Consider the following 26,798-nt stretch of genomic DNA (forward strand, 5'->3'; position numbering starts at 1 on the left):
CCCAGCGGCGGGCAATCCGAAGGCCCGGTTGTCCCGGGTGGGGTGAGCTCGGGGGCCGGGGCCTCACCCCATCTCCCCAGAATGTTCTTACTCTCTTCCCACTCCTGCGCCATCGGTGGCTAATGTGTTCGTGAGTGCGAACGGGGGAGGGGCCAGGCCCATGGGCGAGCTGCGGCCGGATTACGATCCGCCCATGCCTGCAAACCACTCTCCGGTATATGAGGCCCGCTTCACCTGGACGCCTTTCCAGCTCCTGAGCGGAGCGTGGACCAAACGGCTCGTCGCGTTCCGCGTCGACGAACGCGGTGTGACGCTCGGCGGTGCGCCGGCGAAGTACGCGCGCCAGACCGCCTTCGTCCCCTGGCAGGACATCGAGGCGGTGGTCCTGTGGCAGCAGCACCTCACCGCGGGGGCGTCGACCATGGATTACGTGGGGCTGCGCCGCAGAGCGGGCGCGCCGCCGCTCCCGGGCCAGAACGCGTCCCTCGACCGCCAGCAGACCACCCGCCTCGCCGGGCACGTCGACCACGAGGTCTTCCTGGCGAGCAGGCACATCAACCTCTGGTCCCTCGACCGAGGCCGTCTCGCCGAGGCCGTCGGGGCATTTGCTCCCGGGGTTCCGGTAGAGGAAGTATCCAAGGCCTAGTTGTCGCCGCCGCGACGAGAATCAAACGGGAGGGGCACGCACCGATGCGAGTACGGGCGACCGTGGTCCGGGAGGGGGCCGAGCCGCAGGAGGCGTTGATAAACGTCGACGACGGCACGACCGCGGCCGAAGTCGCCGCGGCGGTGGAACGGCTCGGCAGCCCCGTGGCGGCTCTGCCCTTCCCGCCCCCGGGGATGGTGACCCCGTTCCCCGGCCAGCCGCAGCGGACCACCGGCGGAACCGGACTCTGGGTGGACGGCAGGCTCTGGGAGCCGCAGGCGCAGATCGGCGCCGCGCTGCGCGACGGTGTCCGCCTCACCACCGATGACGCGGTCGGGCCCTTCATGGCCGGCGGTGAGCCCGACGGCCGGTACGAGATCACGGTGAGCGGCGGTCCGGGCGCAGGCCGTGTGGCCCGCCTGAACGCCGGGGTGAGCACCATCGGCTCACAGCCGGGACAGACGCTCGCTGTCGAGGACCCGTATCTGGCGCGGTACGCCGCGCGCGTCACCGTCGACATCAAGGGACGGGTGGAGATCGCACCGTACGACGGTGTCTCGCTCGCCCTCGACGACGAGCCGGTCACCGGGGCGCGGGAGTGGGTGCCGGGCGCGCTCCTCAAGTCCGGGGAATCGCTCTTCAGCCTCTCCGAAGTCGGCCTGCCCGACGCCCACTTGTCTCCGGCGGGCGAGGGCGGTCTGGCCTACAACCGCCCGCCCCGGCTGACCTCACCGCGTGCCAACCCCCGCCTGATCGTGCCGGTGGAGCCGAAGAAGGACGAGGCGCACCGGTTCCAGCTCCTTTCCATGATCCTGCCGCTCTTCTTCGGCGTGGGCATGTACTTCATGACGAAGATGATCTACATGCTCCTGTTCTGCCTGATGTCGCCGGTCATGATGCTGGGGCAGTGGTTCAGCGACCGGCGGCACGGCAAGAAGAAGTACGGAGCGGCCCTCAAGGAGTACAAGAAGGCACTGGCGGCGCACGAGGCCGAACTGGAGCGGCTCGGCGAGGTCGACCAGCGCCGCCGCCGCGAGGCGTTCCCCGACCCGGGTCAGCTCCTGCTGTTCGCCACGGGACCGCGCCGCCGGCTGTGGGAGCGCAGGATCACCGACCCCGACGCGATGCACCTGCGGGTGGGCTTCGGTGATCTGCGCGCCGAGATCGACCTGGCCCTCGCGCGCGGCGCCGCCGGGGACGAGGAGGAGCCGGTGGCCCCGACGGTCACCCATGTGCCGCTGACCCTTCCCTTCGCGGAGCTGGGCGTGGTCGGCATCGCGGGTGACCGGCCGCGCGCGGTCTCGACGACCCGGTGGATGGCCACCCAGGCCGCGGTCCTGCACAGTCCCCGCGACCTCTCCCTGGTGGTCCTCTCCTCGGCGCAGGACGCGGCGGAGCACTGGAGCTGGACCCAGTGGCTGCCGCACACCAGCCCTCAGCAGGGCCAGAACTGCGTGGCGCTGCTGGGCACCGACGCCGAGTCCATCTCCCGTCGCGTCACCGAGCTCCTGAACGAATTGCAGCGCAGACAGCAGACGGCGAAGGACAACGGCGGCCTGAACGCCCTGCGCCCCGAGTCCCACGTGCTGCTCATCCTCGACGGTGCGCGGCTGCTCCGCCGGGTCCCCGGCGTTCCGCAGCTGCTCCAGGAGGGCCCGGCGCACGGCATATTCGCGCTCTGCGTCGACGACGACGAACGTCTCCTGCCCGAGGAGTGCCGCACCGCGGTCTGCTGGACCCCGGACTCACCGACCCGCGTCCACCTCCGGGGCTACGGCTACGAGGCGGTCGGGCAGGTCCTCGCCGATCAGGTCTCCACCGCCTGGTGCGAGCGCGTGGCCCGCGCCATGGCCCCCGTCCGCGACGTCAGCCGCGACGACGCCGACAGCGCCCTTCCCACGGCCGCCCGGCTGCTCAATCTCCTTGAGATGCCCAACCCCACGGGCTCGGACATCGCCCGGATCTGGCAGCGGGGCGGATCGACCACGGCGGCGCCGATCGGTATCGCCGCCGACGGGCCCTTCGTACTGGACATCCGGCGGGACGGACCGCACGCCCTGATCGCGGGTACCACCGGTGCCGGTAAGTCCGAACTCCTCCAGACGATCATCACCTCGCTCGCGGTCGGCAACACCCCGGACTCCCTGAACTTCGTCCTCATCGACTACAAGGGCGGCTCAGCCTTCCTGGACTGTGCGCGGCTCCCGCACACCGTCGGCATGGTCAGCGACCTCGACGCCCACCTCACCGAGCGTGCGCTCGCCTCCCTCGCGGCGGAGCTGAAGCGCCGTGAGGAGATCCTGTTCGAGGCCGAGACCAAGGACATCGAGGACTACAACGACGCCCGCAGGCTGCGGCCCGCGCTCGAGCCGATGCCGCGGCTCATGCTGGTGATCGACGAGTTCGCCTCCCTGGTCGCCGAGCTTCCCGACTTCATCGCGGGCCTCGTGGACATCGCCCGGCGAGGCCGTTCCCTCGGCGTGCACCTGATGCTCGCCACGCAGCGCCCCGCGGGTGTGGTGAGCGCGGACATCCGCGCCAACACCAACCTCCGCATCGCGCTGCGCGTCACCAACGGTGAGGAGTCCCGCGACGTCATCGACTCCCCGGACTCCGGCCACATCTCCAAGGCGACCCCCGGGCGCTGTTACGTCCGGTCCGGCGCCCAGTCCCTCGTGGGGGTGCAGACGGCCCGCATCGGTGGGCGCCGCCCCGGACTCGACACGGCACCACAGGTCACGGTGAACCTGCTGACCTGGACGGCGTACGGACACCCGCCGCCCCGCGCGGCTCAGGACGACGGCGACGACGGGACGCTGGTCACCGATCTCGCCGTGCTCGTGGACGCGATCGCCGAAGGGGCCAAGGAACTGGGCTGCGCCACACCCCGCAGCCCCTGGCTGCCCCCCATTCCCGACCAGGTGCAGCTCACCCAGCTCCCCGAGCTGCCGCCCGCGCCGGTGGGCGCCGACACGGTCCGGCCCATCGCCTTCGGTCTGACCGACCTCCCGGCGGAGCAGGCGCGCGCGGCACTCGCGCTCGACCTCGCCGATGGCGAGCATCTGATGATCGCCGGTGGCCCCCGCTCCGGACGCTCGACGGCCCTGCGCACGATCGCGGGCGCGATCGCGCAGCACTGCGGCCCCAGCGACGTGCACATCTACGGCATCGACTGCGGCGCCAACGCGCTGCTGCCGCTGACCAGCCTTCCGCACTGCGGGGCCGTGGTGACCCGTGACCAGACGGCGCGCGTGGACCGTCTGCTCGGCCGCCTTCTCGACGAGGTCGGCAGGCGTCAGCTCCTGCTCGCCGAGAAGGGCCAGTCCAGCGCGGCCGAGCAGCGCGCGGGGGCCGCCCCCGAGGACCGGCTGCCGTGGATGGTGGTGCTCTTCGACGGCTGGGACGCCTTCCGCCTTGCCTTCGAGAACTACGACTACGGCCGCCTGGTGGAGGCGGCGAAGCGCATCTTCCGGGAGGGCGCCGCCGTCGGCGTCAAGGTCGTCCTCGGCGTGGACCGCAGCGGTCTCATGGGCGAGATCGCCAGCTCCTTCGCCGAGCGCCTCGTGCTCCGGCTGGCCGACCCGCAGGACTACTCGTTCGCGGGCATCACGCCCAAGGACGTACCCAAGGAGGTCCCTTCGGGCCGCGCCCTCAAGGGCACCGACGAGGGGGTACGGGAGAGCCAGATCGCGCTCCTCGCCGAGAACCCCAACGGACAGGCGCAGGTGGCCGCGCTCCAGGAGATCGCCCGCGTCGCGGCTCAGACGTGGGACCGCCCGTCCCCGGAGCAGCGCCCCATCCGTGTCGACGTCCTGCCGGCCCGCATCAAGGCGTCCGAAGCCATGGCCCTGCAACCCGACTTCACGCCCCCGTCCGAGCTCTGGGCGCTCTTCGCGGCGGGCGGCGACGAACTGTCGCCGCTCGGCATGGACCTGGAGGAGTCCGGCCCCGGCTTCGTCATCTCGGGACCGCCCAAGTCGGGTCGCTCCAGCACGCTGGTGGCGGCCACGATGTCGCTCCTCCAGCGGGGCACGGAGGTTATCCTGGTCACGCCGCGCCGGTCGCCGCTGCGTGACTTCGCCTCGGAGGACGGTGTGCTGGGCTCGCTGGGCAGCGACAGTTCGAGCGACGAACTGGAGGCACTGACACAGAGCGCCCGCGGTCCGTACGTGATCGTGGTCGACGACGCCGAGCTGATCTACGACACCCCGCTGGACGAGGCGCTGGAGGAGGAGATCCGCCGGGGCATGGACGGTGGCCTCGGCGTGATCATGGCAGGCGCGGTGGACACGCTGTCCTCGCAGTACCGCGGCTCCGTGGTGCAGGCGCGCAAGTCGAGGAACGGCCTGCTGTTGTCGCCGCAGGGTTCGGCGGACGGCGAGATGTTCAACATCCGCATCTCGTCGAACAGCGCGACCGGCGGGCCGACGGGCCGAGGGCTCTTCGTACGGGGCGGCGAACTGATGCCGGCCCAGGCGGTGCTGCCCGACTGAGTACCGGATCGAGTACCGGGCTGAGTACCGGACGGAGTGGGCGCGCGGCGACTTCCGCACTCCGTAATAACTCGGCAACAAATGCGGGCCGGACAGCTTCTCAGCTGTCCGGCCCGCATTCATCTACGATCTGCTATCTGAGCAGCGACCAACCTTGACGACTTCTTTAGTCGTTAATGGTGTCGTTCGCCTGGGCGGCGTCGTGCGTCTCCTTGCGAGCATTCTCAAGGGACGTGAGGAAGTTGTTGAGCTGCGGCTTCAGCTTGTCCCATTCCTCCCGGAATCGGTTGGCGCGGCCACCCTTCCAGAACTCCTCGCTGTGGTTCGTGCCCGTCGAAATGGCACGAATCAGGTCATCGAGGTTGGTGTGCTGAGTCTTGAAGGTCGTGGAAAGAGACCGAAGCCGAGTAGTATCTGCGCCCTTGAGCGTCATGACTGCCTCCCCGTGTATCGAAGCCAGACGAACCTTCCGTCCGCCGGGGCCGATGCTATCGCAATGAGTGGACGTCCGTCATCCGTCCTGGACTCCCCTGTTCTCCTTGCCTGCGGCCGCTGCTGCTTCGTATTCTGGGATTTGGTCGAGCGAAGATAATCCTGGTCAACGCCGAACGCGGCGCGACACTGGAGGGGTAGTGGGAGCCGAAGACAAAGGCAAGGACAAGGGCGCGGACGAAGAGCCGAAGGTCGACAATCCGTACAGGACGCGTCTTGAGACATTGAAGACGAACCTCGTGGATGAGGTCAAAGAGCTCAAAAAGTGCTTGAAGACTGCCACTCAGGACGTCGGCGGGGACGGTAAAGAGGGGAAATCCTGGGTCGGCAAGACGGCCTCGAAATGGCACGACGAGGTCCAGGGGAACAGGGGCCGCATGATCAAGGAGATCGACAAGCTCATCCCCGCCGTGCAGAAGCGGATCGACGAGCTGCCGGAAAAGGTCTCGGCGTCCGCCGCGCGGATGATGAACAAGGACATGCAGTACATGTAGCCACGCGAGTGCGCACATGTGGCACCGCTGGTCAGTGCCGAGCAGTGTACGAGTCGGATCGAACGGGGAGAGTTTCATGGGCAGTGGCGGCGACGGGTTCTCTGGAATCGACCCGGAAAATCTGGCCAAGACGATCAGCTCGCTCAACAAGGACCAGGAGAAGCTCAAGTCGAGCGCCACGTGGATCAAGTCGAGCTTCGAGAGGTACGGCGTCGGCACCCAGCCCCTGACCGAACTCCTGTCGATCGCGGGCTGGGCAGAAAAAGAGATCCCCATGCTGCGCCGTCGGCACCACCTTTCCATCGCCGAGGACCAGAAGTACGGTCACGGCTACAAAGGCATGGTGCAGATCAAGGAAAGCATGGTCGGCTCGACCAAGAAGTCGCAGACCGACGGCAAGAAGCTGGGCGAAAAGTTCAAGGAGAAGCTGGAGAACGGGGACGACATCACCCCGGAGATGTTCGCCGATCTCCGCTCCAACAAGGCTGACGCGGACTATATCAAGTCGTTTTACAACGAACTCGGTTCGCAGCGCCTTCTCTGGCTCTCCAATGAGATGGGCGACCGTTTCAACGATCAGTACAAGGACCACCCCGAGCAGCGCGAGAAGGATCGCAAGGTCATCGCGGAGACCTTCGGAACCTTCACGAAAGTGGCCTTCGAGGGCAAATCACCCAAGGCGAAGCAGCAGGAGTGGAACAAGTGGTTCGACAAGTCCGCCCTGGATGAGCACGAGGGTTTCCGACCGGACCGCTTGACTCCCTTCCTCAAGGGTGGCGCGCACGACAAGGACTTCCTCGTCGCCTTCGGCGACCGCGTGTTCCAGAAGGACAAGCAGGGAAAGACGAATGAACTGCAGTTCTTCGGGGGCAACGGACTGGGTGAAGGGGAGTGGGGCAAGGACAACTACGGCCAGCTGTTCGATGCCATTTCCTACAACGCCGAAGCCTCCGGCGAGTTCGTCGACCACAATTATGATTTCGTGCAGAAATCCTTCTATCACACAGGGCCTTGGCAGGTGGATGAGCCGAAGGAGCGGGGCAAGGCGTTCTTCGACATGGTCAACGCCGGAACGGTGACCCTGAAGGACAAAAATCCCGCGCTGGCACAGAAGAACACCGCACGAATCCTTTTCGACAACTACCAGCATCACAATGGAAAAGACACGAGCAAGCTGCATCCGATCGACGGGACGCAAGCGCTCTACGCCAGTATCGTGACCGCGTACTGGAAGGACCTTGAGTACGGAGTCACCTCTCCGACCGGTAATTCGCTCTGGGGCAGCGATGTCAAGGCCAAGGGCGAAGAGAAGTACGCCAAGACCACCAAGTGGAGCTTGCAGGACTACTTGAAGGGTCAGGACAGCGGGCGTGCCGGCCTGGAGGCTTCCGAGGGCATGTGGCGCGCCCTGGTGGAGGAGTCGGCACGTGACCCCAAGGCGGCGGGCACCATCAGCGCCTTCTTCCAGACGTACGACCAGAACGCGATCGATCGCTCCTACTCGACGCAAGGCAGTAATGAGCATGCCAAAGCTTATGAATCCATGAAGCGCGGCATGATGCAGGAGTTTTACCAGGAGACCTTCAAGAAGGCGTCCGGTGACCTTGAGGGTGACATCGACAAGTGGGTGGAGGACACCAACGCCGCCCGCGCGAAGGTCATCGGAACGATCGGCGATGTGGCCATGGGAGCCACCGGCGGAGCGGGGCTCGCCGGCGCCAAGGGCGCGGCCATCGGCGCCGCGTACGGCTTGGGCCAGGAGGTCGTCACCGGCTGGGCCGAACAGATGGTGAAGGTCGACGAGAACGATGCGCCCAAGGGACTCAAGGAAGCGTTCAAGGGCGTCAAGGAGAACACGGCCGACTTCTCTTGGCAGACGGACTATCAGAACAACGCGGATGCGGCCCGCGAGCACAACAGGATCGAGTCGGTCACGATCGAGACCGAGGGCAAGGACGGCGGCCCGAAGACCACCAAGGAGTACACCGGCGACGTCAAGGACTACGCCAAGGGCGACGGCAACTTTCTGGACAAGAAGGGCAACATCAAGGACGTCTCGGATATGTCCACGGCTGAGCGCACGGCTTACAGCAAGTGGCTCCAGGACCCTGCCGTCGTTGCCGCGGTCTGGCCCGAGTTCTCGACAGGACGAAACGCGCGCGACTACCCCGGGCAGGACTCCTAGGTGAGTGGCCCGGACGACTGGAACCGCACGAACGAACCGGAATGTGGGTAGTGATGACCAGGGCAATTGGCCGGGCGACAGCCCAGAAGCGAGTGGCCGCGGCGATCGGCGTGGTGGCGGCCGTACTGCTGACGGCGACGGGCTGTGGAGACGACAAGAAGTCCGACTCGTCGGGAGACAGACCGCTGACCAAGGCCGAGCTTTCGGGCGCCGCATTGAAGCAGGGGGACGTAGCGGATTTTAAGATCACCGAGATCGACACCGGCAAGGGCGCCGCGGTCAAGGCCGAGAACAAGTCCTGCCAGCCCATCGTCGACGCGATGTATCCCGAGACCTCGGCGTACGAGAAGCGGGTCGCGGCCCGGAGCATCGTCCAGCAGACCAAGGATTCAAGGAAGCCCGCGGAGGATTACCGGCTCGTGGTGTCGGCCGCGGAGTCGGGGGCGGCGAGCGAGGACGTGCTCACGGATCTGAAACAGGCGGTGGCCGACTGCGGTTCCGGCTTCAGTACCGATGCCTCGAGCATGACGAGCAAGATTCGCAGTGTGAAAGCGAACAAGTCGAGCGCCGGTGAGGACAGCGTTGACTTCTCGCTGGAGTATCAGATCGGCAGGAAAGTCCGCTACGTGGTGAAGCGGGTCGGCGCCTCCCTGTTGAACGTCAAGGCCGAGCACATTTCCTCGCACACTGACGTGGCCGTACCGCAGGAGATCGTCAAGGCGCAGTCGGAGAAGTTGGCCAAGGCGGCCGGGTGACATGGTGCGAGGGGAGTGCCGCCGCTCTCGCCGAGGGGCGGCTCACTCGCGCAGGCGCACCTTGACCACAGCGGTGTCCCAGTCCTTGGGGCCGGTCCGGTCGGCGCCGTCGGTCTTCACGGCGACGTAGAGGTTTCCCTCCGAGGTGGCCAGGGCCTGGACTCCCGCGATGACCGGTGCCAGCTCGCCCTCGGCCACGCGGTGGACCATGCCGCCCGGCTCGGCAGAGTCCAGAAGCCTCTTCTGCGACGCGGACGTGACTCCGCCCCAGCGGAAGTCGCCGTCCAGGGAGGGAGTGGTCTTCTCGCCCATGTCCGCGTAGTAGACGTCCCTCCCTCCCTGAAGAGCGCTCAGCCCACCGGGAGAGTCCAGGACCTGGTTCGGAATGGCGGCGTCGAGCGCATGCCCGACAGCGGAGAAGGGGGCCTGCGCCTCGTCGATGTCCGAGGGCTTCCGTGCCGCGACCAACGGGCTCAGGGTGTCGTCCTTGTTGATACGCACGATGCCGGGGCCGGTCTTCCAGTAGATGCCCTTCTTCGTGGCCGCGAGACTTCCCGAGTTCTCGGTGTCCGGCACGAGGACATCGGTTGCCTTGGTACCCGGCTTCGGGTCGAATCCGTTCCGTACCGCGGGGTTCTTCGCCTCGGTGGATTCATGGGCTTTCGGCGGGCGACCGGCCACGAGACGGATCGATTCGCCGTCGAGCCGATGAACGTAGGAACTATGGGGGCGAGTCCCGTCACGGCCGTCAGCGAAATACACGGTGCCGTCCTCGGCGACCGTGACCCCACTGACCCTGTTCGCGCAGAACGTGTCGACCGGCGTGACAGCGGCGTTGGGCTTGAGGCAATTGCCCGCCGCTACGACGTTGGCCGCTCTGCCGTCCTGGCCGACCTTCCACAGGCCTTCGCCGCCGCCCGCGAGATATACGGACCCGTCCGGAGCGACAGCGGCCTGGTCTGCGTGGACTCCGCTCATGCCGGTGATGGCGACGCGCTCAGCGGCACCTGACTTCTTCTTCCGCCACATCGCCATGCCGTTGTCGGACTTGTCGTCTTCCTCAGTGAACAGATGGACGGTGTCGTCGTTGGACACGGCGAGTCCGCGGAAGTTGCCCTGGATCCGCAAGTCATTCCCGCTGCCATGGGCGTTGTCGCCGCCGCCGAGGACGAAGTCGACGTTCAGCGGCGGCGCCTCGTCGGAGGTGACGGTGTAGACCGTGGCGCCCACGGCGATCGCGACGACGACCGCGCCGCCCGCTGCCGCCATGCGCCCACCACGGGACCGAGGAAGGAAACCCGTCACGTCACTCCGCCTCTCTTCCCCGTCCCCGAGCGGAACGGATCGCTCGGGGCACCCTAAGGGAAGCGGCTCACGCCTGTGCCACGGGTGTACCGACCGGCTGCCCGCGCCGCACCACCCGCACCCCCACCGCGTCCTGCTGATCCACCCCGCTGTCCGTCGCGAGGTGGAGGGGGACGAAGACGGCCGTCCAATAGAAGCCGAACAGCCAGCGGCCGAGCAGACGGAGGAGCGTGGGGCGGCCGCCGTCCGAGGCGCGGAGCACGCGCAGGCCGGTGAGCAGCTTTCCGAGGCTGGCGCGCGTCGCGAAGGTGAGCAGGACGTGGTTGAGGAAGGAGAGACCGAACGCCGCCCCCAACAGGGCGCCCCAGAGCGCGGGGGACCTCGGGTCCAGTTCCACGACTCCGTCGACGGTGCGGACACCGGCCACCGCTGCGGCGGCGAGGCCGCAGAGGAGGGCCAGCGCGGCGTCCACGCAGGCGGCGGTCACCCGGCGCGTCTGCGTGGGGGCCGCGGCCGTCGGCTGTCCGAGGGTTCGTTGCTGGTCGGCCATGCCGGCTCGCCTCTCGTCCGCTGCTCACCGGGCTGGGTCCCGGTCCGTCCACCGGTGGCGGTCCGCTTCCCGGCGCCGGCTCCGGTCTACTTCCCGGTCCCGGTCTTCTTCTTCTCTTCCTCTTCCTTCTCCACGCGCTTGAGCGCCTTGTCTATCGCGGTACGCGCATTGGCCACGGCGTCCTTGATCTGCTTCTTGTGGCCGGAGAACTCGGTGCGGAAGCGCTCGCTCTTCGGACCTTTCCACGTCCCGGTGCCACAGAGCGACTGGACGTTGTCCAGGGAACGCTCCAGTTCGTCCGCGTACTGCTTGAGTCTGCGTACGTCCTCACGGCATTCGCTCTCGCGTGACATCTCGCCGTTGCCGCCTTTCTCAGCCGGAGGTGGTCAGCTCTGGGTGATGAGGTTGGTGATCATCTTGCGCAAGGAGTTCTTGCCGACGGGGCGGGCCTGGATGCCGGTGGGGGCGTTCGGCTTCTCCACATAGACGGTCCACACGGCCTTCTCGGTGGCGTACGTCGTGAGAAGAGGGCCCGGCGCATCGGCGAGGAGGACCGTCTGGCCGACCACCAGGGCGTTGTCGATGGCCTCGGAGAGGGCGGTGCCGACCTCGTCCGAGCTGATCTGCTCGGGAGTGAGTTCCAGGGTGCGGCCGTCCTTGTCCGCGACCTCGAACGGGTCGAGGAACAGCAGCACCATGTCCGCCACGTCCTTGACCGACGCCGCCAGCGTGAACATGTGCAGGCCGCCCGAGGTGACGCGCTCCACCAGGTAGAGGTCCTCGGCGTGCACGTACACGAGCATGTGCGTGGCGCCGCCGGAGGTGTGCTGCTCCACCGCGAGCGCCCGCGTGGCGGTACGGCGGAGGGTCAGGGCCAGGCTGACCTCGGGAGTGACCCGCAGGTCGGTGTTCACGCCGGAGGGGGTCTCGCCCGCGGCCGTGTCCCCGGCGGCCTCCGCTGCCGCCGCGGCGCGCAGCACGCCGTCGAGTTCCTCGATGTTCGCGACCTCCACCACCTCGCGCGAGACGAGGGAGCGCAGGGCGGTCGCGTACACCCACTCACGCTCCTGGTCGGAGAGTTCGGTGAGTCGCGGAGTCGGGGCCACGCACTCGGTCAGCGAATCGGGGTCGAGGATCGCGATCTCTTCGTCGGTGAGACGGAGCAAGGGCTGAGTTCCGCCCTGGGCCAGCGCCTCGGACAGAGTTCCGCGGAACTCCTCCAGGTCCATGTCGATTTCGGGGCTCTGCATGCTGGTGCGTCCGTTGCTTTTGAGGGTGGTTCTGTCCGGGGCGAGCGTGTGTCCGCGTTACCAGAAAGAGTATTTTTTGATCGCGTTGGGGACCAAGTTCGTGACCGCGCTCTTCGCCCCGTCGACGATCTCCTTACCCTTGTCCTTGACCTTTCCGCCCCATTCCTTGGTGGCCTTCCAGGCGTGTTTGGCGCCGTCCTTGATGTCGTCGCCCCACTTGTCCCAGGCCCAACTGCCGAGGAAGTAGGCCCCGGCGACGCCGAGTGCCACCCAGCCCACGACGGGGACGGCGGCCGCGACGGTCGCCGAGGCGCCGAGCGCGGTGGCCGCACCCGCACCACCGAGGACAGCCGCGGCACCGCCCGCCTCCAGCAGGCCCATGCCGCGGTCGGCGACCCCGTAGGCGCCCTTGTGATCGGGCACGAACATCTGCTTGACGCCGTGCAGGATGCTCAACGGGAGGAAGACGCGCCGGGCCAGGGCGCCGGTCCCGGGGGCCTTGCTGAAGAGCTTGGCCGCATACGGGATCTTCAGGCGCATCGCGGTCCTGCGCACGGCCTGCTGCCACTTCCAGGGCTCCTTGTACCAGTTGCGGATCTTCTGGTCCTTGAGCAGTTCCTTGAGGAGTTCACCGCGCGTGGCCTTGATGCGCTCGGCCGCTGAGCCGAAGTACTTGTTGAGTTCCCACACCGCTCGTGCGCCCGCGACGTTCTGGCCCTGCGCCCAGCGGGCGTAGAGGTGGAGGGAGGCCTCGATGGCAGTGGGAATCTTGAGCACCTTGAGGGGCGTCTTGATGTCCTTGAGCGTGCCCTCTTTGAACTCTTTCCAGGTCTCCAGGGCTCCTGCGAGGCTCGCGAAAGTGAGGACTGCCTCGGGGTCGTCCTTGGCGATCCCGAGGCGCCTTCGGATGTCTTTCGCCTCGTCGGTGGCCCAGGAAGCCTTCTTGGGAAAGTCGGAGGTGCCTTCGGCCTTGGCCTCCCACTTTTCAAGGATGCCGTTGATCAGGCCGCCCTGAATGGTGAGCGCTCCACCCATGACATCGACGGCAGCCGCCAATTTGGGTGCCTGTACGTCGTCCATTCCCTTGAAGCCCACGGCCCCGCTCCTTGGTGGTTCTTGAGCATGTCGAGGAGAGGTGTCCCCGACGAGTCGACGTTATCCAGGGGGGAATCGGTTCCGCTACGCGTCATACGTGGTCAAAGTGCACATAGAGGGGCACTCGTGCGGAGCGTGATGTGAAGAATATGTCGCGGCAGTGCGGGAGTCGCGGTGCCGCCCGGCCGGGATCAGACCCGCCGGAGATTCCCCTGGTAGACGAACCGGCCCGTGAGGGCGAGGTCATCGTCGTAGGCGCAGCTCTTGTAGCAGACCCAGTGGCTGCCGGACGAGCTCTTGCACAGATACTTCCCCTTGACCGTGGTCCCCTTGGCCAGGTGGCCGATCACCGCACTGCCCCCGGCCGGGCGCTTGCGGATGGCTGCCTTTTTCGTGGTCTTGTATGTGCGTTTCTGGCCCTTGCACCAATTAATCACTGACGCGCTGTACGCCGTCGCGGACGCGGATGAGGGTCCCGATGCCGGGGCCGAAAGGGCGGTCGCAGGAGCGGCGACCGAGAGGCCCGCGCTTACCAGTGCCGCCGTGACGAGCCAAGTGGACGACTTCTTCAATGGAGTTCCTTTCTCAGGGTGATGTCGATCAAGGTAGTCGCGGCTTTTTGCATCGAGCAAGTGCGTTGTGAGGTGCGCTACTTGTCGCCCGGCCATGAACGGGATCTCGCCCCGCGTATTCGTGGGGAGCCCGGCCTCACCGCTCATCGTTCACCGGTTGACCGACTGGATCTCCTCCACCTTCACCGCCTGGTCGTTGCCGTACTCGCCGTTCGGGAGGGTGCCCTGGGCGCCGCCTGTGCCTTCCCAGGTGATTTCCCAGGTCGCGGTGGCCTGGAGGTGGTACGTGCCCTGTCCCGACGAGCGCTCGTAGACGACTCCGCAGGGGGGTGTCTCGCCCGCCTTGCCCTTCGCGTAGGGCTCGCCGATCGAACCGTCGTCGTTGATCTCGCACGTACCGGAACCGGGCAGCAGTTTGGCGTCGTCCGTGCCGGGCTTGATGGTGAGCGATACGGGCTTCGCGGTCGTGGTGGCCTCGATGTGCAGGCCGGGGGCGTCCAGTTCGGCCGTGACGGAGACGGGTTTGAACTCGCCCTTGTCCAGCCAGGCCCAGGTGGGCAGGTTCACCTTGGAGGCGCCTTCGGGGGCGAGGCTGACCTTGGTGCCGGGGACCTGGATCCGGTTGTAGGCGAGGCCCGCGAGGATTTCCGGGCTGATGAGGTTCGGGACGTTCTTCGGGGTTTCGCCGTTCTCGACCCAGAAGGGAGGCTTATTGCACTTCTGCTGTTCCTCCAGCGTGGCGTCGGGGCTGAACTGCGCACCCCACCACATTCCGTCCTTCTCCTTGTCTATGTTGTAGTCGTCCTCGGCGTAGCCGCGGTTTTCGTCGGACATGTCCTTCAGCGCGTCGCCCGGCGCATCCGGGTCGTGCCTGGCGGTGAAGTACATCCGATTTCGGAAATCGCGGAACTCGGTGGCTTTCCACTCCGGCGCGTACCAGCACGGCGGGGGCTTCCAGTTGGGGTCGACCGAGGTGATGGTGCCCGCGCCCTTGCCCGGTCCGCTCTTCCCCGAGGTCGAGTAGTTGATGTGCGCCACAGCACCGATGGTGTCGCCCTTTTTCGTGGCCGACGTACTGCCGTTACTGATCCCGGGGTCCTCACCGGCCGACGCCGGGACCGTGGATGCGAACAGCAGAGTCATGCCGACGCCCAGCAGGACGGACGTCCGGCGGGTCGCCGCCGATACTCGTGTGGTCACCGGCATTCCTGCGCCTTCTCCTTCACCTGAACCTTCTCGGCCCGCCAAAGGCCCTCGGCGTTCTTGGAGGGCTTCATCAGTACTTGCCAGGAGTTGTAGTCGCTCAGGCTCGGTTCCGTGTGATGGACCTTCTCGGTCTTCACTTCCTTGCTGTAGAGCTTCGTGCTGTCGGAACAGAAGGAGACGACCGTCGACTGCTTGTTCTCCGCGGGCGTGACCTTAGTCCGTGAGAACCGCATCGTGCCGCTGATCGTCAGGCCCCTGTCGACGCGCTGCTTGATCTGGTCCTTCGCGTACGTCTGGGCCTGGCTCTTGAACTCGGAGTAGAACTTGTACGCCGAGTCGTTCACGTCCTGCTTGACGATTCCGTACCTGATGGACCGTACGAAGTTCTGCGCGTCGCCCATGGCCGCCGTCCGGTCCGGGTCGGACACGTTGGCGTCGGCGAAAGCGAGGTCGACGTCCGAGGGGAACGTCATCTTGGGACGGTCGAAGTCATCGGGAGCCTTGCTCTTGTCGCCCGCCGGTGACGCGGTCTTCTTGCCGCCGCCGTCGGCGCCCGCGATCTTCTCCTTGCCCGAGCCGCCGTCGTCACCTCCGCACGCCGTGAGCAAGAGGGCGGCGGCGGCCGTGAGTGAGACGGCGACGGGCCGGATATACCTGCGGTTCACGTGTGACTCCCGGTGGGGCGACAGTTCGGCGAGTCATCCGACGGTACTGAAGCGGTCGGCGGCATCGCCAGGGGCCACGGCATTCGGTGACCATTGTGTGACGCCTGCGGCAGTACAAAACGCGCGCGCCCACCGCCCCGTCTCGGCATGATGAGCCGATGCCCGAAGACATCCGGAACCTGGCCGACAGCTCCCCCCGCACACCCCGCAGAACCGAACCCCCGCTCGCCGCCGCGGGCGAACTCACGTCGCTCACCGCGTTTCTCCAGTACCAGCGCGAGACCCTCGCCATGAAGTGCGCCGGACTCTCGGCCGAGCAGCTCAAGGAGCGGGCCGTACCGCCCTCGGACATGTCGCTGCTCGGTCTGGTGCGGCATCTCGCCGAGGTCGAGCGGAGCTGGTTCCGGAATGTGCTCAACCGCGAGGCCGCCGGGGCCAACTGGCGCGGCCGGGTGCCCGGTGAGCCCGCCGACTTCGACGTCGCGGACGCCGACCCCGACGAGGCGTTCGAGGTCTGGCGCGCCGAGTGCGCCCGGTCCCGGGCGATCGTGGACGCTCTCGGCTCCCCCGGCTCCCTCGACGTGACCGTCGACTTCCGCGGCGAGGCGTACTCCCTCCGGTACGTCCTCACGCACATGATCGAGGAGTACGCCCGCCACAACGGCCACGCCGACCTGCTCAGAGAGCGGATCGATGGAGTCACCGGGGAGTGAGGACCGGGCACACCGGACACCCGTCACATCAGCGACGCTGCCCCCTCAGCGGCCCTTCGCCGTCCCCGTCCTCCGCGGCGCCGCCCCTCAGCGGCTCCTGACCGCCCGCTTCACCCGCTTCCCGGCCGGTGACTCCTCCAGCGTCTGCCACAGCTTCGACGAGCTGAGCGACGTGTAGACGCCGGGGGCCCCCTGCGCCCCGCAGCCGTCGCCGTAGGAGACGACGCCGATCAGGATGGGGGCCTCGCGGCCCGGGACCTTGCGGAAGATGGGGCCGCCGCTGTCGCCCTGGCAGGAGTCCTTCGTCTCCACGCCCGCGCAGAAGTTGACCTTCGCGTCGTACTCCTTGTAGCTCGTCCCGCATTCCGCGTGCGAGAGGATCGGGACGCGGACCTCACGCAGGCGGTCCGGGGTGTGGGTCATCTCCGTGTCCGTGTTGCCCCAGCCCGCGACCGTCGCCTTCTGGCCCGGGCGGATCAGCGCGTCGGTGCCCTGCGTGGGGAGCGCGACCGGAGCGATGCCGCGGACCGGCTTCTCCAACTGGAGGAAGGCCACGTCGTAGGCCTCCTTGCCCTTCAAGTAGCGCGGGTGCACGACCACGCCGCCCTTGGCTATGTTCCGTACCTGGCCCTGCTTGGCGGAGAGGACCGTGCGGCCCACCGCCACTTGCAGCGTCTTCGGCTTGACCGGCTTGCCCGCGTCGTCGAGAAGGCAGTGCGCCGCCGTTACGGCCGTGTCCGGTGTGACCAGGCTCGCGCCGCAGAACTGGCGGTCAAGGGCGCTGCCCCGGCCCTTCTCCAGTACGGCCGTCATGAACGGATAGGCGTCGTCCGGGACCGCCGTGCCGCCGATGATGGCGTGCGCGGCGGGGGCGGAGGTGGCGACCATCGCCAGGGCGGCGCCCGCCGCCGCCATACCGGCCATACCGGCCTTCAGCGGCGACCTGCGTACCGCCTTCGCGGGGGGTGTGGGGGACGCGGGAGTTCTTTTCGCTTCATACATGGGGGGTTGTACTTCTCTTTCTCGGCTTCTCGTCTTCTTGGCCTGCTTGAAATGCTTGAACTGCTTCGCCTTTCGCGGGATTTCCTGCGGTCACGCAAAGCACTCTGCTCGCGCCGAAGGTCCGGACCAAGAAGGCAATTGCCGTTCCCTGCCCACGCCTTGGCGCCGGAAAGAGAGAGGGGCAACTCGCCTTGCCGGTTCACTGCCTTCGCGACGCGGTCCCTGCCGTCTGCCGATCTGCGCCGGTCTTGAGTTGCGTGGGTTGTGGGGAGGAGGCGGGTCTGTTCTGTAGGGGTGTCCGTCGTGTTGCGGCTCCCGCGCGGTGGTACAGCTGAGGGCCACGGGGGAGTCGTGGCGGGCGGGAACCGGTCGCGCCCCTCGTGGCGTCCCCCTGGGGGCTGACGGTTCGTTGGCGGACACGGCCCGCGTGCTGCGGAGGCGGCCCGTGCACCCTGTCTCGGGGTGTGCAAATCCCTCTTACGCACACGAATGTCGGCCTTGAGGGGTGGGTGCGGATCGCGCGTGGATAACGATGGGGTGCCTGCGCTTCGCGATCTTTAACGCGCCTTGAGGGGCTTATGTGCTGCTGATACGGTGCGATGGCTTGACACTGAGCCTGTGGCTGAATAGCCGGTACTGGGTGGGGCGAGAGAGTCGCGAGTGTCACGAATGTCGAGAATTGACCGAAACTTCTTGGGTGTACGGGGAGCAGTTGCGTGAAGATCCAGGAGCGTATGGGGGCGGGCAGCAACCGTTCCGCCGCGCCGGCTCAGCCAGGCGTCGGTGAGCGTCTTCCCTCACCGCCTCGCGAGCGCAAACCGGCACTGGCCGCGCTGGCCGTCCTGCTGATCCTGCTGGGTGCCCTCGGCGCCACCGTGCTCGTGCTGCGCGCGGGCGACCGTATCGAGGTCGTCCAGGTCACGAAGGAGATCCCGGCCGGGGAATCCATCACGAACGGCACCTACAAGACCGTCATGGTCAACGACGACAGCTCCGCCAACTTCATCAAGGAGGAGCAGCTCGACCAGCTCAAGAGGCTGAAGGCCAAGAGCACCATCTACGCGGGCACCGTCGTCGTCGGCGAGATGTTCGGCCAGAAGGCAGCGCTGCCCGCGGGCAAGGCCTCCGTCGGTCTCTCCCTGAAGGAGGGCCAGTACCCCTCCGACCTGAAGGCCGGTGACACCGTCGCCGCCTACCCCGTGGTGTCGGGCAGCAGCTCCTCCGGTAAGGGCACCTCCAGCAGCGGCGGCTCCACGGGCGGTACGCCGCTGGTCGCCACCGCCAAGGTGAGCAGCATCGCCGCCAACAGCGACGCCACCGTCAGCACCGGCAACCAGAACGTCACCCTCCTCGTCCCGCAGGACGAGGTGGCCGGGCTGGCCAGCGCGGCCTCCGAGGGCAAGGTCGTCGTCGTCCGCGTCCCGTCCAGCGGCAACTAGAGGCGAGTAGAAGAGACATGGCGCTCATCGCTCTCGCCGCCGACAAGGGGTCGCCCGGCGTCACCACCGCCGCCGTCGCGCTCGCCGCCGTCTGGCCCCGCCGGGTGCTGGTCGCGGAGACCGACCCGGCCGGCGGCGACCTGGTCTACCGCAGCGCCGCCGCGCACGGCGGCCCGCTCAACCCCAACACCGGCATGCTCTCCATCGCCGCCACCGCGCGGCGCGGCCTGGTGCCGGACCAGCTCTGGGACCACACACAGCCGTTGAGCGGCGGTCTCGAAGTGCTCGTCGGGCTCGGTGTCGCCGAGCAGGCCGCCGGGCTCGCCGGGCTCTGGCCGACCCTCGGCCGAGCCTTCTCCCAGCTCGCCGACTCGCCGCACGCGCCCGCCGACGTCATCGCGGACTGCGGGCGGATCAGCGGCGACACCCCGGCCGTCGAGCTGTTCCCGCAGGCCGCCCTCGTCCTGCTCGTCTCGCGCACCGAGCCGGAGTCCATCGCCCGCGTGCGGGACCGCGCCGCCGCCCTCGCCGCCAAGCTGCACGGCGGTACGCGCGGCGCCGCCTCGCTCGCGACGCCCCTCATCGGCGTCCTGCTGATCGCGGACCCCTCGGCATCGGCCAAGCTCGTCCACCAGGTCAACGACATGCTGATGGCCGCGCAGACCGGCGCCCGCGTCGTCGGCACCCTCGCCGACGACCCGGCGGGCGCCGACCAGCTGGCCGGGCGCAAGCGCGGGCGGCTCGACAAGTCGCTGCTCATCCGCTCCGCGCGCAAGGTGACCGTCGACCTGTACCAGCAGTACGGCGCCGCCTGGTCCCACCCCGTCGCGCAGCACCCCGGGGCGGGCCGATGAGCGCACCCGTCGATCACCAGCTGGTGAAGCGGTTCCGGCAGGACGCCGGTGACCGCATCGCCGAGCAGCGCCGCCTCGACCAGGTCTCCGGCGTCACCCCGATGTCGGGCGAGGACGAGCGGCACTACGCCCGCGCCGTCATCGCCCAGATCCTGGAGGAGTACGCGCGCGCGGAGATCAACGCCGGGCGCACCCCCCTCGACGCGGAGACCGAGGAGCAGTACGCGGCCGCCGTGCACGCCGCGCTCTTCGGCGTCGGGCGGCTCCAGCCGCTGCTCGACGACCCCGAGGTCGAGAACATCGACATCAACGGCTGCGACCAGGTCTTCGTCGGGTACGCCGACGGCCGTGAGACCAAGGCCGACCCGGTGGCCGAGACCGACGAGGAACTCGTCGAGCTGATCCAGGTGCTCGGCGCCTACTCCGGTCTCTCCTCCCGGCCCTTCGACTCCGCCAACCCGCAGCTCGACCTGCGGCTGCCCGACGGCTCGCGTCTGTCGGCGGTCATGGACGTCACGCGCCGCCCCGCCCTCTCCATCCGCCGGGCGCGGATGGGCAAGGTCTTCATGTCCGACCTGGTCGGCAACGGCACGATCACCCCGGAGATCGGCCACTTCCTGGCCTGCGCGGTCCGGGCCCGCAAGAACATCATGATCGCGGGCGCCACCAACGCGGGGAAGACCACGCTGCTGCGGGCCCTCGCCAACGAGATCCCGCCGCACGAGCGCCTGGTGACCGTCGAGCGCGCCCTTGAGCTGGGCCTCGACACCTTCGCCGACCTGCACCCGAACGTCGTCGCCTTCGAGGAGCGGCTGCCCAACTCCGAGGGACAGGGCGAGATCTCGATGGCGGAGCTCGTGCGCCGTTCGCTGCGCATGAACCCCTCCCGCGTCATCGTCGGTGAGGTCCTGGGTGATGAGATCGTGACGATGCTGAACGCGATGTCGCAGGGCAACGACGGCTCGCTCTCGACGATCCACGCCAACAGCTCGAGCGAGGTCTTCAACCGTATTTCCACCTACGCGCTCCAGGCCTCCGAACGCCTGCCCATCGAGGCGAGCCAGATGCTGGTCGCGGGCGCGGTCAACTTCGTCGTCTTCATCCAGCGGCGCAACAACTACCAGTCCGGCGGCAAGCTCCAGCGCATGGTGACCTCGGTCCGCGAGGTCAACGGCGTCGACGGCCGCGTCCTGTCCAGCGAGGTCTTCGCGGAGGCCCCCGACGGCCGGGTCGTCGCGCACGCGCCGATCGCCTGCATGGACGACCTGGCCGCGTTCGGCTACCGCCCCGCCGGGCAATGGGGGTGAGCACGACATGAACCTCGGCTCCATGGGCGGGCTCTTCTCGATGCCCGTCCTGTACGCGCTCGGCTGCGGCATCGCCGCAGGCGGCGGTCTCGCGCTCCTCGTGATCGCGGTCCGCGGCCTGCCCGCCAGACCGGCGCACGAGAAGCAGCGGGCCGGTGAGCGCGCCAGTGAGCTCCTCCGGTTCGCGGGGCAGCGCGGCTCGCTCGCCGCGGGCGTCGGACTCGTCGTCCTGCTGCTGACCCGCTGGGCGGTGGCGGGCATCGCCGCCGGCATCCTCGTCTTCTTCTGGGACAAGCTCTTCGGCGGGGCGGCCGAGGAGCGGGCGCAGATGAAGCGCGTCGAGGCCCTCGCCGCGTGGACGGAGTCGCTGCGCGACACCATCGCGGGCGCGGTCGGCCTCGAACAGGCCATCCCCGCCTCCGCGCGCGCCGCCGCCCCGGTCCTGCGCCCGCACCTGGACGCCCTGGTGGACCGCCTGCGGGCGCGTACGCCGCTGCCCGAGGCCTTGCAGATACTGGCCGACGAGATCGACGACGCGTCGGCGGACATCATCGTCGCCGCGCTCATCCTCAACGCCAAGCTGCGCGGCCCCGGCCTGCGGCAGGTGCTCGGCGCGCTCGCCAAGTCCGCGCGCGAGGAGGTCGACATGCGCCAGCGCGTCATGTCCCAGCGCGCGTCGACCCGCCGCTCGGTGCAGATCGTGGTGGCGGTCTCGATCGCCTTCGTGCTCGGCCTGTCCATCTTCAACCGCGAGTTCGTCGAGCCCTACGGCACGCCGGTCGGCCAGGTCGTGCTCGCCATGGTCTGCGGCCTGTTCGCGCTCGGCTTCTGGTGGCTGCGGAAGCTGTCGACGGTGGAGACGCCGGACCGTTTCCTCGTCAGGGACGAGCCGGGCGTGCAGTTCGTGCGTCCGCGCGGCCCGGCCGCTCCCGACCGGACGACGCAGCAGGGCGGCCACGCCCAGGCGGGCCAGCAGGGCCTGCCGGGGTACGTCGGCCCGACCGAGGGGGTACGCCGATGAACCTGACGATGCCGATAGTGATCGGCGCGGTACTCGGACTCGGCGTCTTCGCCCTCGTACGCGCCCTGATGCCGTCCAAGCGCAGTGCGGTCGCCACGGTCGCGCGGATCGACGCGATGCGGGCCCGCGGGGCGGCGTACGAGTCGCAGCGTGTCTCCTCCGACACGGAGAAGCCCGGCCGCCTCGGCTCGCTGCGTACTCGCGTGGGCATGCGGGTCGCCGACTTCTACCTCCAGCAGGGCTGGGAGCTGCGCTCGCTCCGCGCGGACCTGGCGGTGCTCGACCGGAGCTGGGAGAAGTTCCTGGCGACGAAGGTGCTGCTGGCGGCGGCGGGCGTGTTCTTCGGACCGTTCCTGTTCGCCATCATCTGGCAGCTCGGCGTGGGCCGCAGCCCGATCATCCCGGTCTGGCTCGCGCTGATGTTCGGGGCGCTCTTCTTCTTCCTGCCCGACCTGGAGGTGCGCAGGGACGCGGCGGAGAAGCGGCGCGATCTGCGCCGCGTCATCGGCGCCTATCTGGACCTGGTGTCGATGAGCCTCGCGGGCGGCCGCGGCCTGCCCGAGGCGCTGATGGCGGCGGCGGAGGTCTCCGACGGCTGGGCGACGCAACGTATCCGCAGCGCCCTCGCGGACGCCCGCATCACCGGCGTCAGCCAGTGGCAGGCGCTCGGCGCGCTCGGCGAGGAGCTGGGCGTCGAGGAGCTGAAGGACCTGTCGGCGTCCCTGGCGCTGGTGGCGGACGACGGCGCGAAGGTGCGCGAGTCCCTCGCCTCCCGCGCCGAGACGATGCGGCACAGGGAACTCGCCGAGATCGAGGGCAGCGCGGGCGAGAAGTCCCAGTCGATGCTGGTCGCGCAGCTCCTGCTCTGCGCGGGTTTCCTGGTCTTCCTCATCTTCCCGGCGGCGATGCGCGTGTTCCAGGTCTAGGGGCACCGCCCCACGACGACGGTGCCGGACATACGGGGCCCGGCAGCCATCCCCCCACCACTCTGAGAGGACAACCATCATGAACGGACTGAACGGACGGGACTTCAGCACCGGTAACCCGGGCCTGGACTTCGTCATCACCTTCCTTCAGGGCCGCGTCCAGCGCGCCCGCTCCGGTGAGCTCGACCGCGGTGCGTCCGCGGTCGAGTGGGTCATCATCTCGGCGGTCGTCGTGGCGATCGTCGGTGTGGTCGCCGCGGTCATCAACGCCGCGCTGAAGGGCGGCGCGACCAAGGTCGGCAAGTGCATCGAGGGCGCGGACGCGGGCAAGACCTGCTGACGCCCATCGGGGCAGYGGCGGGGATCTGAGGCATACGGCGGCGTGAAGGGCGACGGGGTTCGGGTGCGAGGGACGCGGGGGATGCGGGGATTCGTGCGCCGCCGGGTGGAGGCGGCCGCCACCCGCGGCGAATCCGGCATGACCGCCATCGAGTTCGTGCTGCTCACCCCGGTGCTGTTCTTCATGATCTTCGCGACGGTGCAGTTCGCGCTGTACTTCTTCGCCGACCACGTCGCCCAGGCGGCGGCGCAGGCGGGTGCGCGCAAGGCCCGCGCGACGGCCGACGAGAACGCGGGCGGCTGGCGCGGCGAGGCACGGGACGTGGCCGACGCCTACATCCGCCAGCTCGGCCCGCAGCTCGTGATCGACCCGGACGTGCGCACCGTCCAGCCCGAACAGACCACCGTCGGGGTGGAGATCACCGCCAAGGTGCCGATGGTCTTCCCCGGGCTGAGCTTCACCGTGCACGCGCGGTCGTCGGGGCCCGTCGAGCGGTTCGTCGAGGAGAACGAGTGATGCGCGACGCGGTGGCCGCCGCGAGGCGCCGCCTGCGCGGCTGGCGCGGCGGACGCGACGACCGGGGCCTGTCGACCGTCGAGGTCGTGATCCTCGCCCCGGTGATGATCCTCTTCATCCTGGTCCTCGTGGCCTTCGGGCAGCTCGTCGAGGGCCGGGGGGCCATCGACGGGGCGGCACGGGACGCGGCGCGCGCGGGGTCGATCCAGAAGGAGCACGGCACGGCGCTCGCCGAGGCGAGGAGGGCGGCGGAGGCGGACCTCGCGGACGTCTGCTCGGGGCCGGTCGCGGTGGTCCAGAAGAGCACGGGCTTCGACGAGAAGGTCGACCCGTTCTTCACCGTGGAGGTGAGCTGTCAGGTGAGGGGTTTGGCGATGCTCGGCCTGGACGTCCCGACGAGGCTCGAAGCCAGCTTCAGCTCGCCGCTCGACCCGTACCGGAGGTCGGCGTGAGTCCGCGGCCACGGGCAGGAGCGACGCGCCAACGGCCGGTACGCGCGTGGCTCGCGTCCCGCCGTGCGCACCTGGACGACCGGGGTTCGGGCGCCGGTGCCGTCATCATCTTCGCGCTCGTCTTCCTGGCGCTCTCGGCGTTCGTCATCGACGGCGGGCTCTCCATCTCCAAGCGGGAGCGCGCCGCCGACATCGCGGAGCAGGCCGCGCGGTACGCGGCGCAGGACCTCGACACCGAGGGCATCTACGAGGGCGCCAAGGGCGCGCCCATCAACTACGAGAACTGCGGCGCCCGAGCCCAGGCGTTCGTCCGTGAGGCCGGTCTGACGGGGGCGGACGCCGCGGCGACCCGCTGTGTGACCGCCAACGCCCAGCAGGTGGAGGTGGAGGTCCAGATGACCTACAGCCCCGTCTTCACCGGCATGTTCTACGGCGGCGACGTCACGGTGACGGGCACCGCGGTCGCCGAGAACCAGGTCGGCTGAGGCGACGCGCCCGGGCCGGCGGTCACCGCCAGATGGAGGGGTCGAGTTGGGCCGCGACGAAGCCGTCCCCCGACGTGACGACGAGGCCGGGCTCCTCGGCGACCCGGCGGGCGATCCGCTCCTGTTCCCCGGCCCAGTCGCCCGGCGCCGACCCCGCCGGCCCCGCCGACACGGTGGACTCGAAGACGAAGTGCTGGGCGGTCGCGGGACGGGCCTGCGGGAAGCCGTCGAGGTCCGCCGACGCGTTCGCGCGGTCCGCGCCCTGGCACAGGACCGAGACGAACAGCGGAAAGTGGTCCGCTGCGAGCAGCGCGGCGCCGGTGTCCCGGACGACCCCCACGATGCCGACCCCGCCGGTGACCTCTTCGCACAGGTCGTCCAGGCAGTCGACGAGGGCGTCCCAGTTGTGGCCGTAGTAGTCGGGGAACCGCAGTGTCCGCGCGAAGGTCTCGTGGACGCTCCGCCTGGTCAGCAGGGACTCGGCGGCGAAGTGGTGGACCTGCCCGCCCTTGGCTCTGAGCTCGGTCAGCTCCTGCCGCACCCCGGCCGTCCCTGCGGGGACGAAGTAGACCCAGGGGGCCGAGGTCCCGGTCAGGGCCGGACGGAATCGGTGGGGCACGGTCGCCCTCCTTGTCGGAGTCGTACGGATCGCCGGAGCCGTACGCAGCCGGAGCCGTACGGGATGAACGCCACGTTTCCCCAGGGAAGCCGCCCCGCGGAAGTGGCCGCCGCACAGTGCTACGCGGGCGCCGTCATCTCGTACCGGAACTGTGACTCCGTACCGTACGACCGGGTCCGACCGGGCGTGACCGGTGCCGACCGGTTCCGTCGCGCGTCGGTAAGTGGCCGCGCGAAACGGGCCTTTGGTGTGCCGTGCCAGCAATCGGGCGGCCGCCGGGGCGCAGCCCCTGTCTGCCCTTCGGCACCTTCCGTACCATCACCTCAGTAGGCTCGGGAGCGATCTCCGCAGCCGCGACGACCCGCCCACCCACTCCTCCCCACAGGACAACAGGACACCCGCCATGGCGCGCACCACCTCACGCTCGACGAGCCCGCCGGACCCGCAGCCGCCGCGGAACCGTACGCCGCAGCCACTGCCCCGGCGGCGGCGTACCTTCGCGGACTTCGTCAAGGCCTTCCTCGCCTTCGTCGCGCTGGCCGTGCTCCTGGTCGGCGTGCCCGGCGCCCTCGTCGTCTTCGTGGGCTGGCCGCTGCCCGGCGGCGCGCCGTCGCTGGACTGGTTGCAGCAGGAGATCACCGTCAGCACGTTCATCAACGTGCTGACCGTCGTCGTCTGGTTCGCCTGGGCCCAGTTCACCGCCTGTGTGCTCGTCGAGATGAAGGCCGCGCTCTCCGGTGTCGGCATCCCGGGCCGGGTGCCCGGCGCGGGCGGCAGCCAGCTGCTCGCCCGCCAGCTCGTCGCCGCGCTGCTCCTGGTGGGTGCCACGGCGGCCAGTTTCGCGCCAGGCCTCTCGCAGTTCGGGCAGTCCCTTGAGGGCAATCAGCGGCCCGCGTCGGCGGCGAGCGCCCAGCAGACCCCGGGTCTCTTCGGTCCCGAGCAGCAGGCCGCCAGTGCCGCCGACGCCCTCGCCGCGCAGGCCGACCAGGCCGCCGCACATGTGGGCGGCGGCAAGGACGGGGACACGAAGTACTACCGCATCCAGCCCCCGGAGGGGCGGCACCACGACTCGCTCTGGGAGGTCGCCGAGCGGCACCTGGGCGACGGACGCAGGTACAAGGAGATCTACCAGCTCAACAAGGACCGCGAGCAGCCCGACGGCTCCAAGCTCTCCGAGGCCAGCCTCATCAGGCCCGGCTGGATCATGGAGATGCCCGGCGACGCGCGCGGCGGTGAGCTGGTCGAGATGCCCGACGAGGCGCCCAAGGTCTCCAAGGACGTCAAGGAGCAGATCTCCGACTACGCGCGGACGGGCGGCCACGAGCAGGGCGGCGACCGGCAGGGCGGCGGTGAACAGGGCGGCGGCCGTGAGCGGGGCGGCGGCAGCGCGGTCGACCACGACACCGCCCACATCAC

The 26,798-nt window shown here is 68.8% G+C and carries 27 protein-coding genes; 16 read left to right on the forward strand and 11 right to left on the reverse strand.

All coding sequences use genetic code 11. The features are described 5' to 3' along the window. Window positions 1-193 precede the first annotated feature (193 nt). Both AB8Z36_RS03125 and AB8Z36_RS03130 read left to right on the forward strand, forming a co-directional pair. Window positions 194-646: a hypothetical protein gene (locus tag AB8Z36_RS03125; protein WP_369211613.1), complete on the forward strand. Its 453-nt coding sequence runs from the start codon at window positions 194-196 to the stop codon at window positions 644-646. 44 nt (window positions 647-690) lie between these two features. Further along, entirely contained in the window at window positions 691-5,139 is a 4,449-nt protein-coding gene (locus AB8Z36_RS03130; protein ID WP_369211614.1) for an FtsK/SpoIIIE domain-containing protein, read from the forward strand. A 166-nt stretch (window positions 5,140-5,305) separates the two neighbouring features. Here AB8Z36_RS03130 and AB8Z36_RS03135 read toward each other — a convergent pair whose 3' ends face one another. Beyond that, window positions 5,306-5,572, reverse strand: coding sequence for a WXG100 family type VII secretion target (locus AB8Z36_RS03135; RefSeq protein WP_369211615.1), 267 nt, complete (start codon window positions 5,570-5,572; stop codon window positions 5,306-5,308). Window positions 5,573-5,771: 199 nt separating this feature from the next. On the opposite strand from AB8Z36_RS03135, the gene AB8Z36_RS03140 reads away from it, so the two are divergent. The 3 genes from AB8Z36_RS03140 (at window position 5,772) to AB8Z36_RS03150 (ending at window position 9,065) form a co-directional block, all read left to right on the forward strand. After that, the gene (locus tag AB8Z36_RS03140; RefSeq protein ID WP_369211616.1) at window positions 5,772-6,125 is read left to right on the forward strand and encodes a hypothetical protein; all 354 of its coding nucleotides are present in this window, start codon (window positions 5,772-5,774) and stop codon (window positions 6,123-6,125) included. A gap of 76 nt (window positions 6,126-6,201) precedes the next feature. Continuing rightward, complete coding sequence (locus AB8Z36_RS03145) at window positions 6,202-8,310, forward strand: hypothetical protein (protein WP_369211617.1); 2,109 nt, start codon at window positions 6,202-6,204, stop codon at window positions 8,308-8,310. Between the two features lie 53 nt (window positions 8,311-8,363). Next, entirely contained in the window at window positions 8,364-9,065 is a 702-nt protein-coding gene (locus tag AB8Z36_RS03150; RefSeq protein ID WP_369211618.1) for a hypothetical protein, read from the forward strand. A gap of 42 nt (window positions 9,066-9,107) precedes the next feature. On the opposite strand, the gene AB8Z36_RS03155 is transcribed toward AB8Z36_RS03150, so the two are convergent. The 8 genes from AB8Z36_RS03155 to AB8Z36_RS03190 form a co-directional block, all read right to left on the reverse strand. Then, window positions 9,108-10,334: a hypothetical protein gene (locus AB8Z36_RS03155; protein WP_369211619.1), complete on the reverse strand. Its 1,227-nt coding sequence runs from the start codon at window positions 10,332-10,334 to the stop codon at window positions 9,108-9,110. A 103-nt stretch (window positions 10,335-10,437) separates the two neighbouring features. Beyond that, window positions 10,438-10,920, reverse strand: coding sequence for an RDD family protein (locus AB8Z36_RS03160; protein WP_369211620.1), 483 nt, complete (start codon window positions 10,918-10,920; stop codon window positions 10,438-10,440). Between the two features lie 86 nt (window positions 10,921-11,006). Then, on the reverse strand, window positions 11,007-11,273 hold the full coding sequence (locus AB8Z36_RS03165; RefSeq protein WP_369211621.1) for a hypothetical protein: 267 nt from the start codon (window positions 11,271-11,273) through the stop codon (window positions 11,007-11,009). A gap of 33 nt (window positions 11,274-11,306) precedes the next feature. Then, the gene (locus tag AB8Z36_RS03170) at window positions 11,307-12,170 is read right to left on the reverse strand and encodes a hypothetical protein (RefSeq protein ID WP_369211622.1); all 864 of its coding nucleotides are present in this window, start codon (window positions 12,168-12,170) and stop codon (window positions 11,307-11,309) included. Between the two features lie 57 nt (window positions 12,171-12,227). Beyond that, window positions 12,228-13,265: a hypothetical protein gene (locus tag AB8Z36_RS03175; protein ID WP_369211623.1), complete on the reverse strand. Its 1,038-nt coding sequence runs from the start codon at window positions 13,263-13,265 to the stop codon at window positions 12,228-12,230. A gap of 191 nt (window positions 13,266-13,456) precedes the next feature. Beyond that, window positions 13,457-13,615 (reverse strand): hypothetical protein, encoded by a 159-nt coding sequence (locus AB8Z36_RS03180; protein WP_369211624.1) that lies wholly within the window; start codon window positions 13,613-13,615, stop codon window positions 13,457-13,459. 372 nt (window positions 13,616-13,987) lie between these two features. Continuing rightward, window positions 13,988-15,043: a hypothetical protein gene (locus AB8Z36_RS03185; RefSeq protein WP_440581844.1), complete on the reverse strand. Its 1,056-nt coding sequence runs from the start codon at window positions 15,041-15,043 to the stop codon at window positions 13,988-13,990. Then, entirely contained in the window at window positions 15,034-15,708 is a 675-nt protein-coding gene (locus AB8Z36_RS03190; RefSeq protein ID WP_369211626.1) for a hypothetical protein, read from the reverse strand. Before AB8Z36_RS03190 ends, AB8Z36_RS03185 begins: the two co-directional genes overlap by 10 nt. A 158-nt stretch (window positions 15,709-15,866) precedes the next feature. Here AB8Z36_RS03190 and AB8Z36_RS03195 point away from each other — a divergent pair, with 158 nt between their 5' ends. Then, window positions 15,867-16,421, forward strand: a complete 555-nt coding sequence (locus AB8Z36_RS03195) for a DinB family protein (protein WP_369211627.1) — start codon at window positions 15,867-15,869, stop codon at window positions 16,419-16,421. Window positions 16,422-16,508: 87 nt separating this feature from the next. On the opposite strand, the gene AB8Z36_RS03200 is transcribed toward AB8Z36_RS03195, so the two are convergent. Beyond that, complete coding sequence (locus tag AB8Z36_RS03200) at window positions 16,509-17,423, reverse strand: S1 family peptidase (protein WP_369211628.1); 915 nt, start codon at window positions 17,421-17,423, stop codon at window positions 16,509-16,511. A 716-nt stretch (window positions 17,424-18,139) separates the two neighbouring features. On the opposite strand from AB8Z36_RS03200, the gene AB8Z36_RS03205 reads away from it, so the two are divergent. The 9 genes from AB8Z36_RS03205 to AB8Z36_RS03245 all read left to right on the forward strand — a co-directional run bounded on the left by AB8Z36_RS03205 (window position 18,140) and on the right by AB8Z36_RS03245 (window position 24,763). Further along, the gene (locus AB8Z36_RS03205; protein WP_369211629.1) at window positions 18,140-18,862 is read left to right on the forward strand and encodes a hypothetical protein; all 723 of its coding nucleotides are present in this window, start codon (window positions 18,140-18,142) and stop codon (window positions 18,860-18,862) included. A gap of 17 nt (window positions 18,863-18,879) precedes the next feature. Then, entirely contained in the window at window positions 18,880-19,716 is an 837-nt protein-coding gene (locus AB8Z36_RS03210) for a hypothetical protein (RefSeq protein ID WP_369211630.1), read from the forward strand. Beyond that, complete coding sequence (locus AB8Z36_RS03215) at window positions 19,713-21,023, forward strand: CpaF family protein (protein WP_369211631.1); 1,311 nt, start codon at window positions 19,713-19,715, stop codon at window positions 21,021-21,023. Before AB8Z36_RS03210 ends, AB8Z36_RS03215 begins: the two co-directional genes overlap by 4 nt. A gap of 7 nt (window positions 21,024-21,030) precedes the next feature. Beyond that, a complete protein-coding gene (locus AB8Z36_RS03220; RefSeq protein WP_369211632.1) occupies window positions 21,031-22,044 on the forward strand; it encodes a type II secretion system F family protein in 1,014 nt (337 codons plus the stop codon). Then, entirely contained in the window at window positions 22,041-22,970 is a 930-nt protein-coding gene (locus tag AB8Z36_RS03225; protein ID WP_369211633.1) for a type II secretion system F family protein, read from the forward strand. The genes AB8Z36_RS03220 and AB8Z36_RS03225 overlap by 4 nt, the downstream gene beginning before the upstream one ends. An 88-nt stretch (window positions 22,971-23,058) precedes the next feature. Beyond that, window positions 23,059-23,310 carry a hypothetical protein gene (locus AB8Z36_RS03230; RefSeq protein ID WP_369211639.1) on the forward strand — a complete coding sequence of 84 codons (252 nt, stop codon included), beginning with the start codon at window positions 23,059-23,061 and terminating at the stop codon, window positions 23,308-23,310. Window positions 23,311-23,391: 81 nt separating this feature from the next. Beyond that, window positions 23,392-23,826 (forward strand): TadE/TadG family type IV pilus assembly protein, encoded by a 435-nt coding sequence (locus AB8Z36_RS03235; RefSeq protein ID WP_369211634.1) that lies wholly within the window; start codon window positions 23,392-23,394, stop codon window positions 23,824-23,826. Beyond that, window positions 23,826-24,278 carry a TadE/TadG family type IV pilus assembly protein gene (locus AB8Z36_RS03240; RefSeq protein ID WP_369211635.1) on the forward strand — a complete coding sequence of 151 codons (453 nt, stop codon included), beginning with the start codon at window positions 23,826-23,828 and terminating at the stop codon, window positions 24,276-24,278. Before AB8Z36_RS03235 ends, AB8Z36_RS03240 begins: the two co-directional genes overlap by 1 nt. Then, window positions 24,275-24,763 (forward strand): pilus assembly protein TadG-related protein, encoded by a 489-nt coding sequence (locus AB8Z36_RS03245; RefSeq protein WP_369211636.1) that lies wholly within the window; start codon window positions 24,275-24,277, stop codon window positions 24,761-24,763. Before AB8Z36_RS03240 ends, AB8Z36_RS03245 begins: the two co-directional genes overlap by 4 nt. Window positions 24,764-24,785: 22 nt before the next feature. Here AB8Z36_RS03245 and AB8Z36_RS03250 read toward each other — a convergent pair whose 3' ends face one another. Continuing rightward, window positions 24,786-25,382: a barstar family protein gene (locus tag AB8Z36_RS03250; protein WP_369211637.1), complete on the reverse strand. Its 597-nt coding sequence runs from the start codon at window positions 25,380-25,382 to the stop codon at window positions 24,786-24,788. Between the two features lie 403 nt (window positions 25,383-25,785). Between AB8Z36_RS03250 and AB8Z36_RS03255 the strand changes: the two genes are divergently transcribed. Further along, a partial coding sequence (locus AB8Z36_RS03255; protein WP_369211638.1) for a LysM peptidoglycan-binding domain-containing protein occupies window positions 25,786-26,798 on the forward strand: 1,013 nt, incomplete at its 3' end.

Source organism: Streptomyces flavofungini (assembly GCF_041028215.1).
GTDB lineage: Bacteria > Actinomycetota > Actinomycetes > Streptomycetales > Streptomycetaceae > Streptomyces > Streptomyces flavofungini_B.

Coding starts and splice junctions, on each gene's coding strand:
- AB8Z36_RS03225 (WP_369211633.1), top strand. CDS start 22,041: ATGAACCTGACGATGCCGATAGTGATCGGCGCGGTACTCGGACTCGGC.
- AB8Z36_RS03215 (WP_369211631.1), top strand. CDS start 19,713: ATGAGCGCACCCGTCGATCACCAGCTGGTGAAGCGGTTCCGGCAGGAC.
- AB8Z36_RS03165 (WP_369211621.1), bottom strand. CDS start 11,273: ATGTCACGCGAGAGCGAATGCCGTGAGGACGTACGCAGACTCAAGCAG.
- AB8Z36_RS03135 (WP_369211615.1), bottom strand. CDS start 5,572: ATGACGCTCAAGGGCGCAGATACTACTCGGCTTCGGTCTCTTTCCACG.
- AB8Z36_RS03170 (WP_369211622.1), bottom strand. CDS start 12,170: ATGCAGAGCCCCGAAATCGACATGGACCTGGAGGAGTTCCGCGGAACT.
- AB8Z36_RS03160 (WP_369211620.1), bottom strand. CDS start 10,920: ATGGCCGACCAGCAACGAACCCTCGGACAGCCGACGGCCGCGGCCCCC.
- AB8Z36_RS03185 (WP_440581844.1), bottom strand. CDS start 15,043: ATGCCGGTGACCACACGAGTATCGGCGGCGACCCGCCGGACGTCCGTC.
- AB8Z36_RS03155 (WP_369211619.1), bottom strand. CDS start 10,334: ATGGCGGCAGCGGGCGGCGCGGTCGTCGTCGCGATCGCCGTGGGCGCC.
- AB8Z36_RS03195 (WP_369211627.1), top strand. CDS start 15,867: ATGCCCGAAGACATCCGGAACCTGGCCGACAGCTCCCCCCGCACACCC.
- AB8Z36_RS03240 (WP_369211635.1), top strand. CDS start 23,826: ATGCGCGACGCGGTGGCCGCCGCGAGGCGCCGCCTGCGCGGCTGGCGC.
- AB8Z36_RS03150 (WP_369211618.1), top strand. CDS start 8,364: ATGACCAGGGCAATTGGCCGGGCGACAGCCCAGAAGCGAGTGGCCGCG.
- AB8Z36_RS03210 (WP_369211630.1), top strand. CDS start 18,880: ATGGCGCTCATCGCTCTCGCCGCCGACAAGGGGTCGCCCGGCGTCACC.
- AB8Z36_RS03220 (WP_369211632.1), top strand. CDS start 21,031: ATGAACCTCGGCTCCATGGGCGGGCTCTTCTCGATGCCCGTCCTGTAC.
- AB8Z36_RS03125 (WP_369211613.1), top strand. CDS start 194: ATGCCTGCAAACCACTCTCCGGTATATGAGGCCCGCTTCACCTGGACG.
- AB8Z36_RS03235 (WP_369211634.1), top strand. CDS start 23,392: ATGCGGGGATTCGTGCGCCGCCGGGTGGAGGCGGCCGCCACCCGCGGC.
- AB8Z36_RS03130 (WP_369211614.1), top strand. CDS start 691: ATGCGAGTACGGGCGACCGTGGTCCGGGAGGGGGCCGAGCCGCAGGAG.
- AB8Z36_RS03200 (WP_369211628.1), bottom strand. CDS start 17,423: ATGTATGAAGCGAAAAGAACTCCCGCGTCCCCCACACCCCCCGCGAAG.
- AB8Z36_RS03145 (WP_369211617.1), top strand. CDS start 6,202: ATGGGCAGTGGCGGCGACGGGTTCTCTGGAATCGACCCGGAAAATCTG.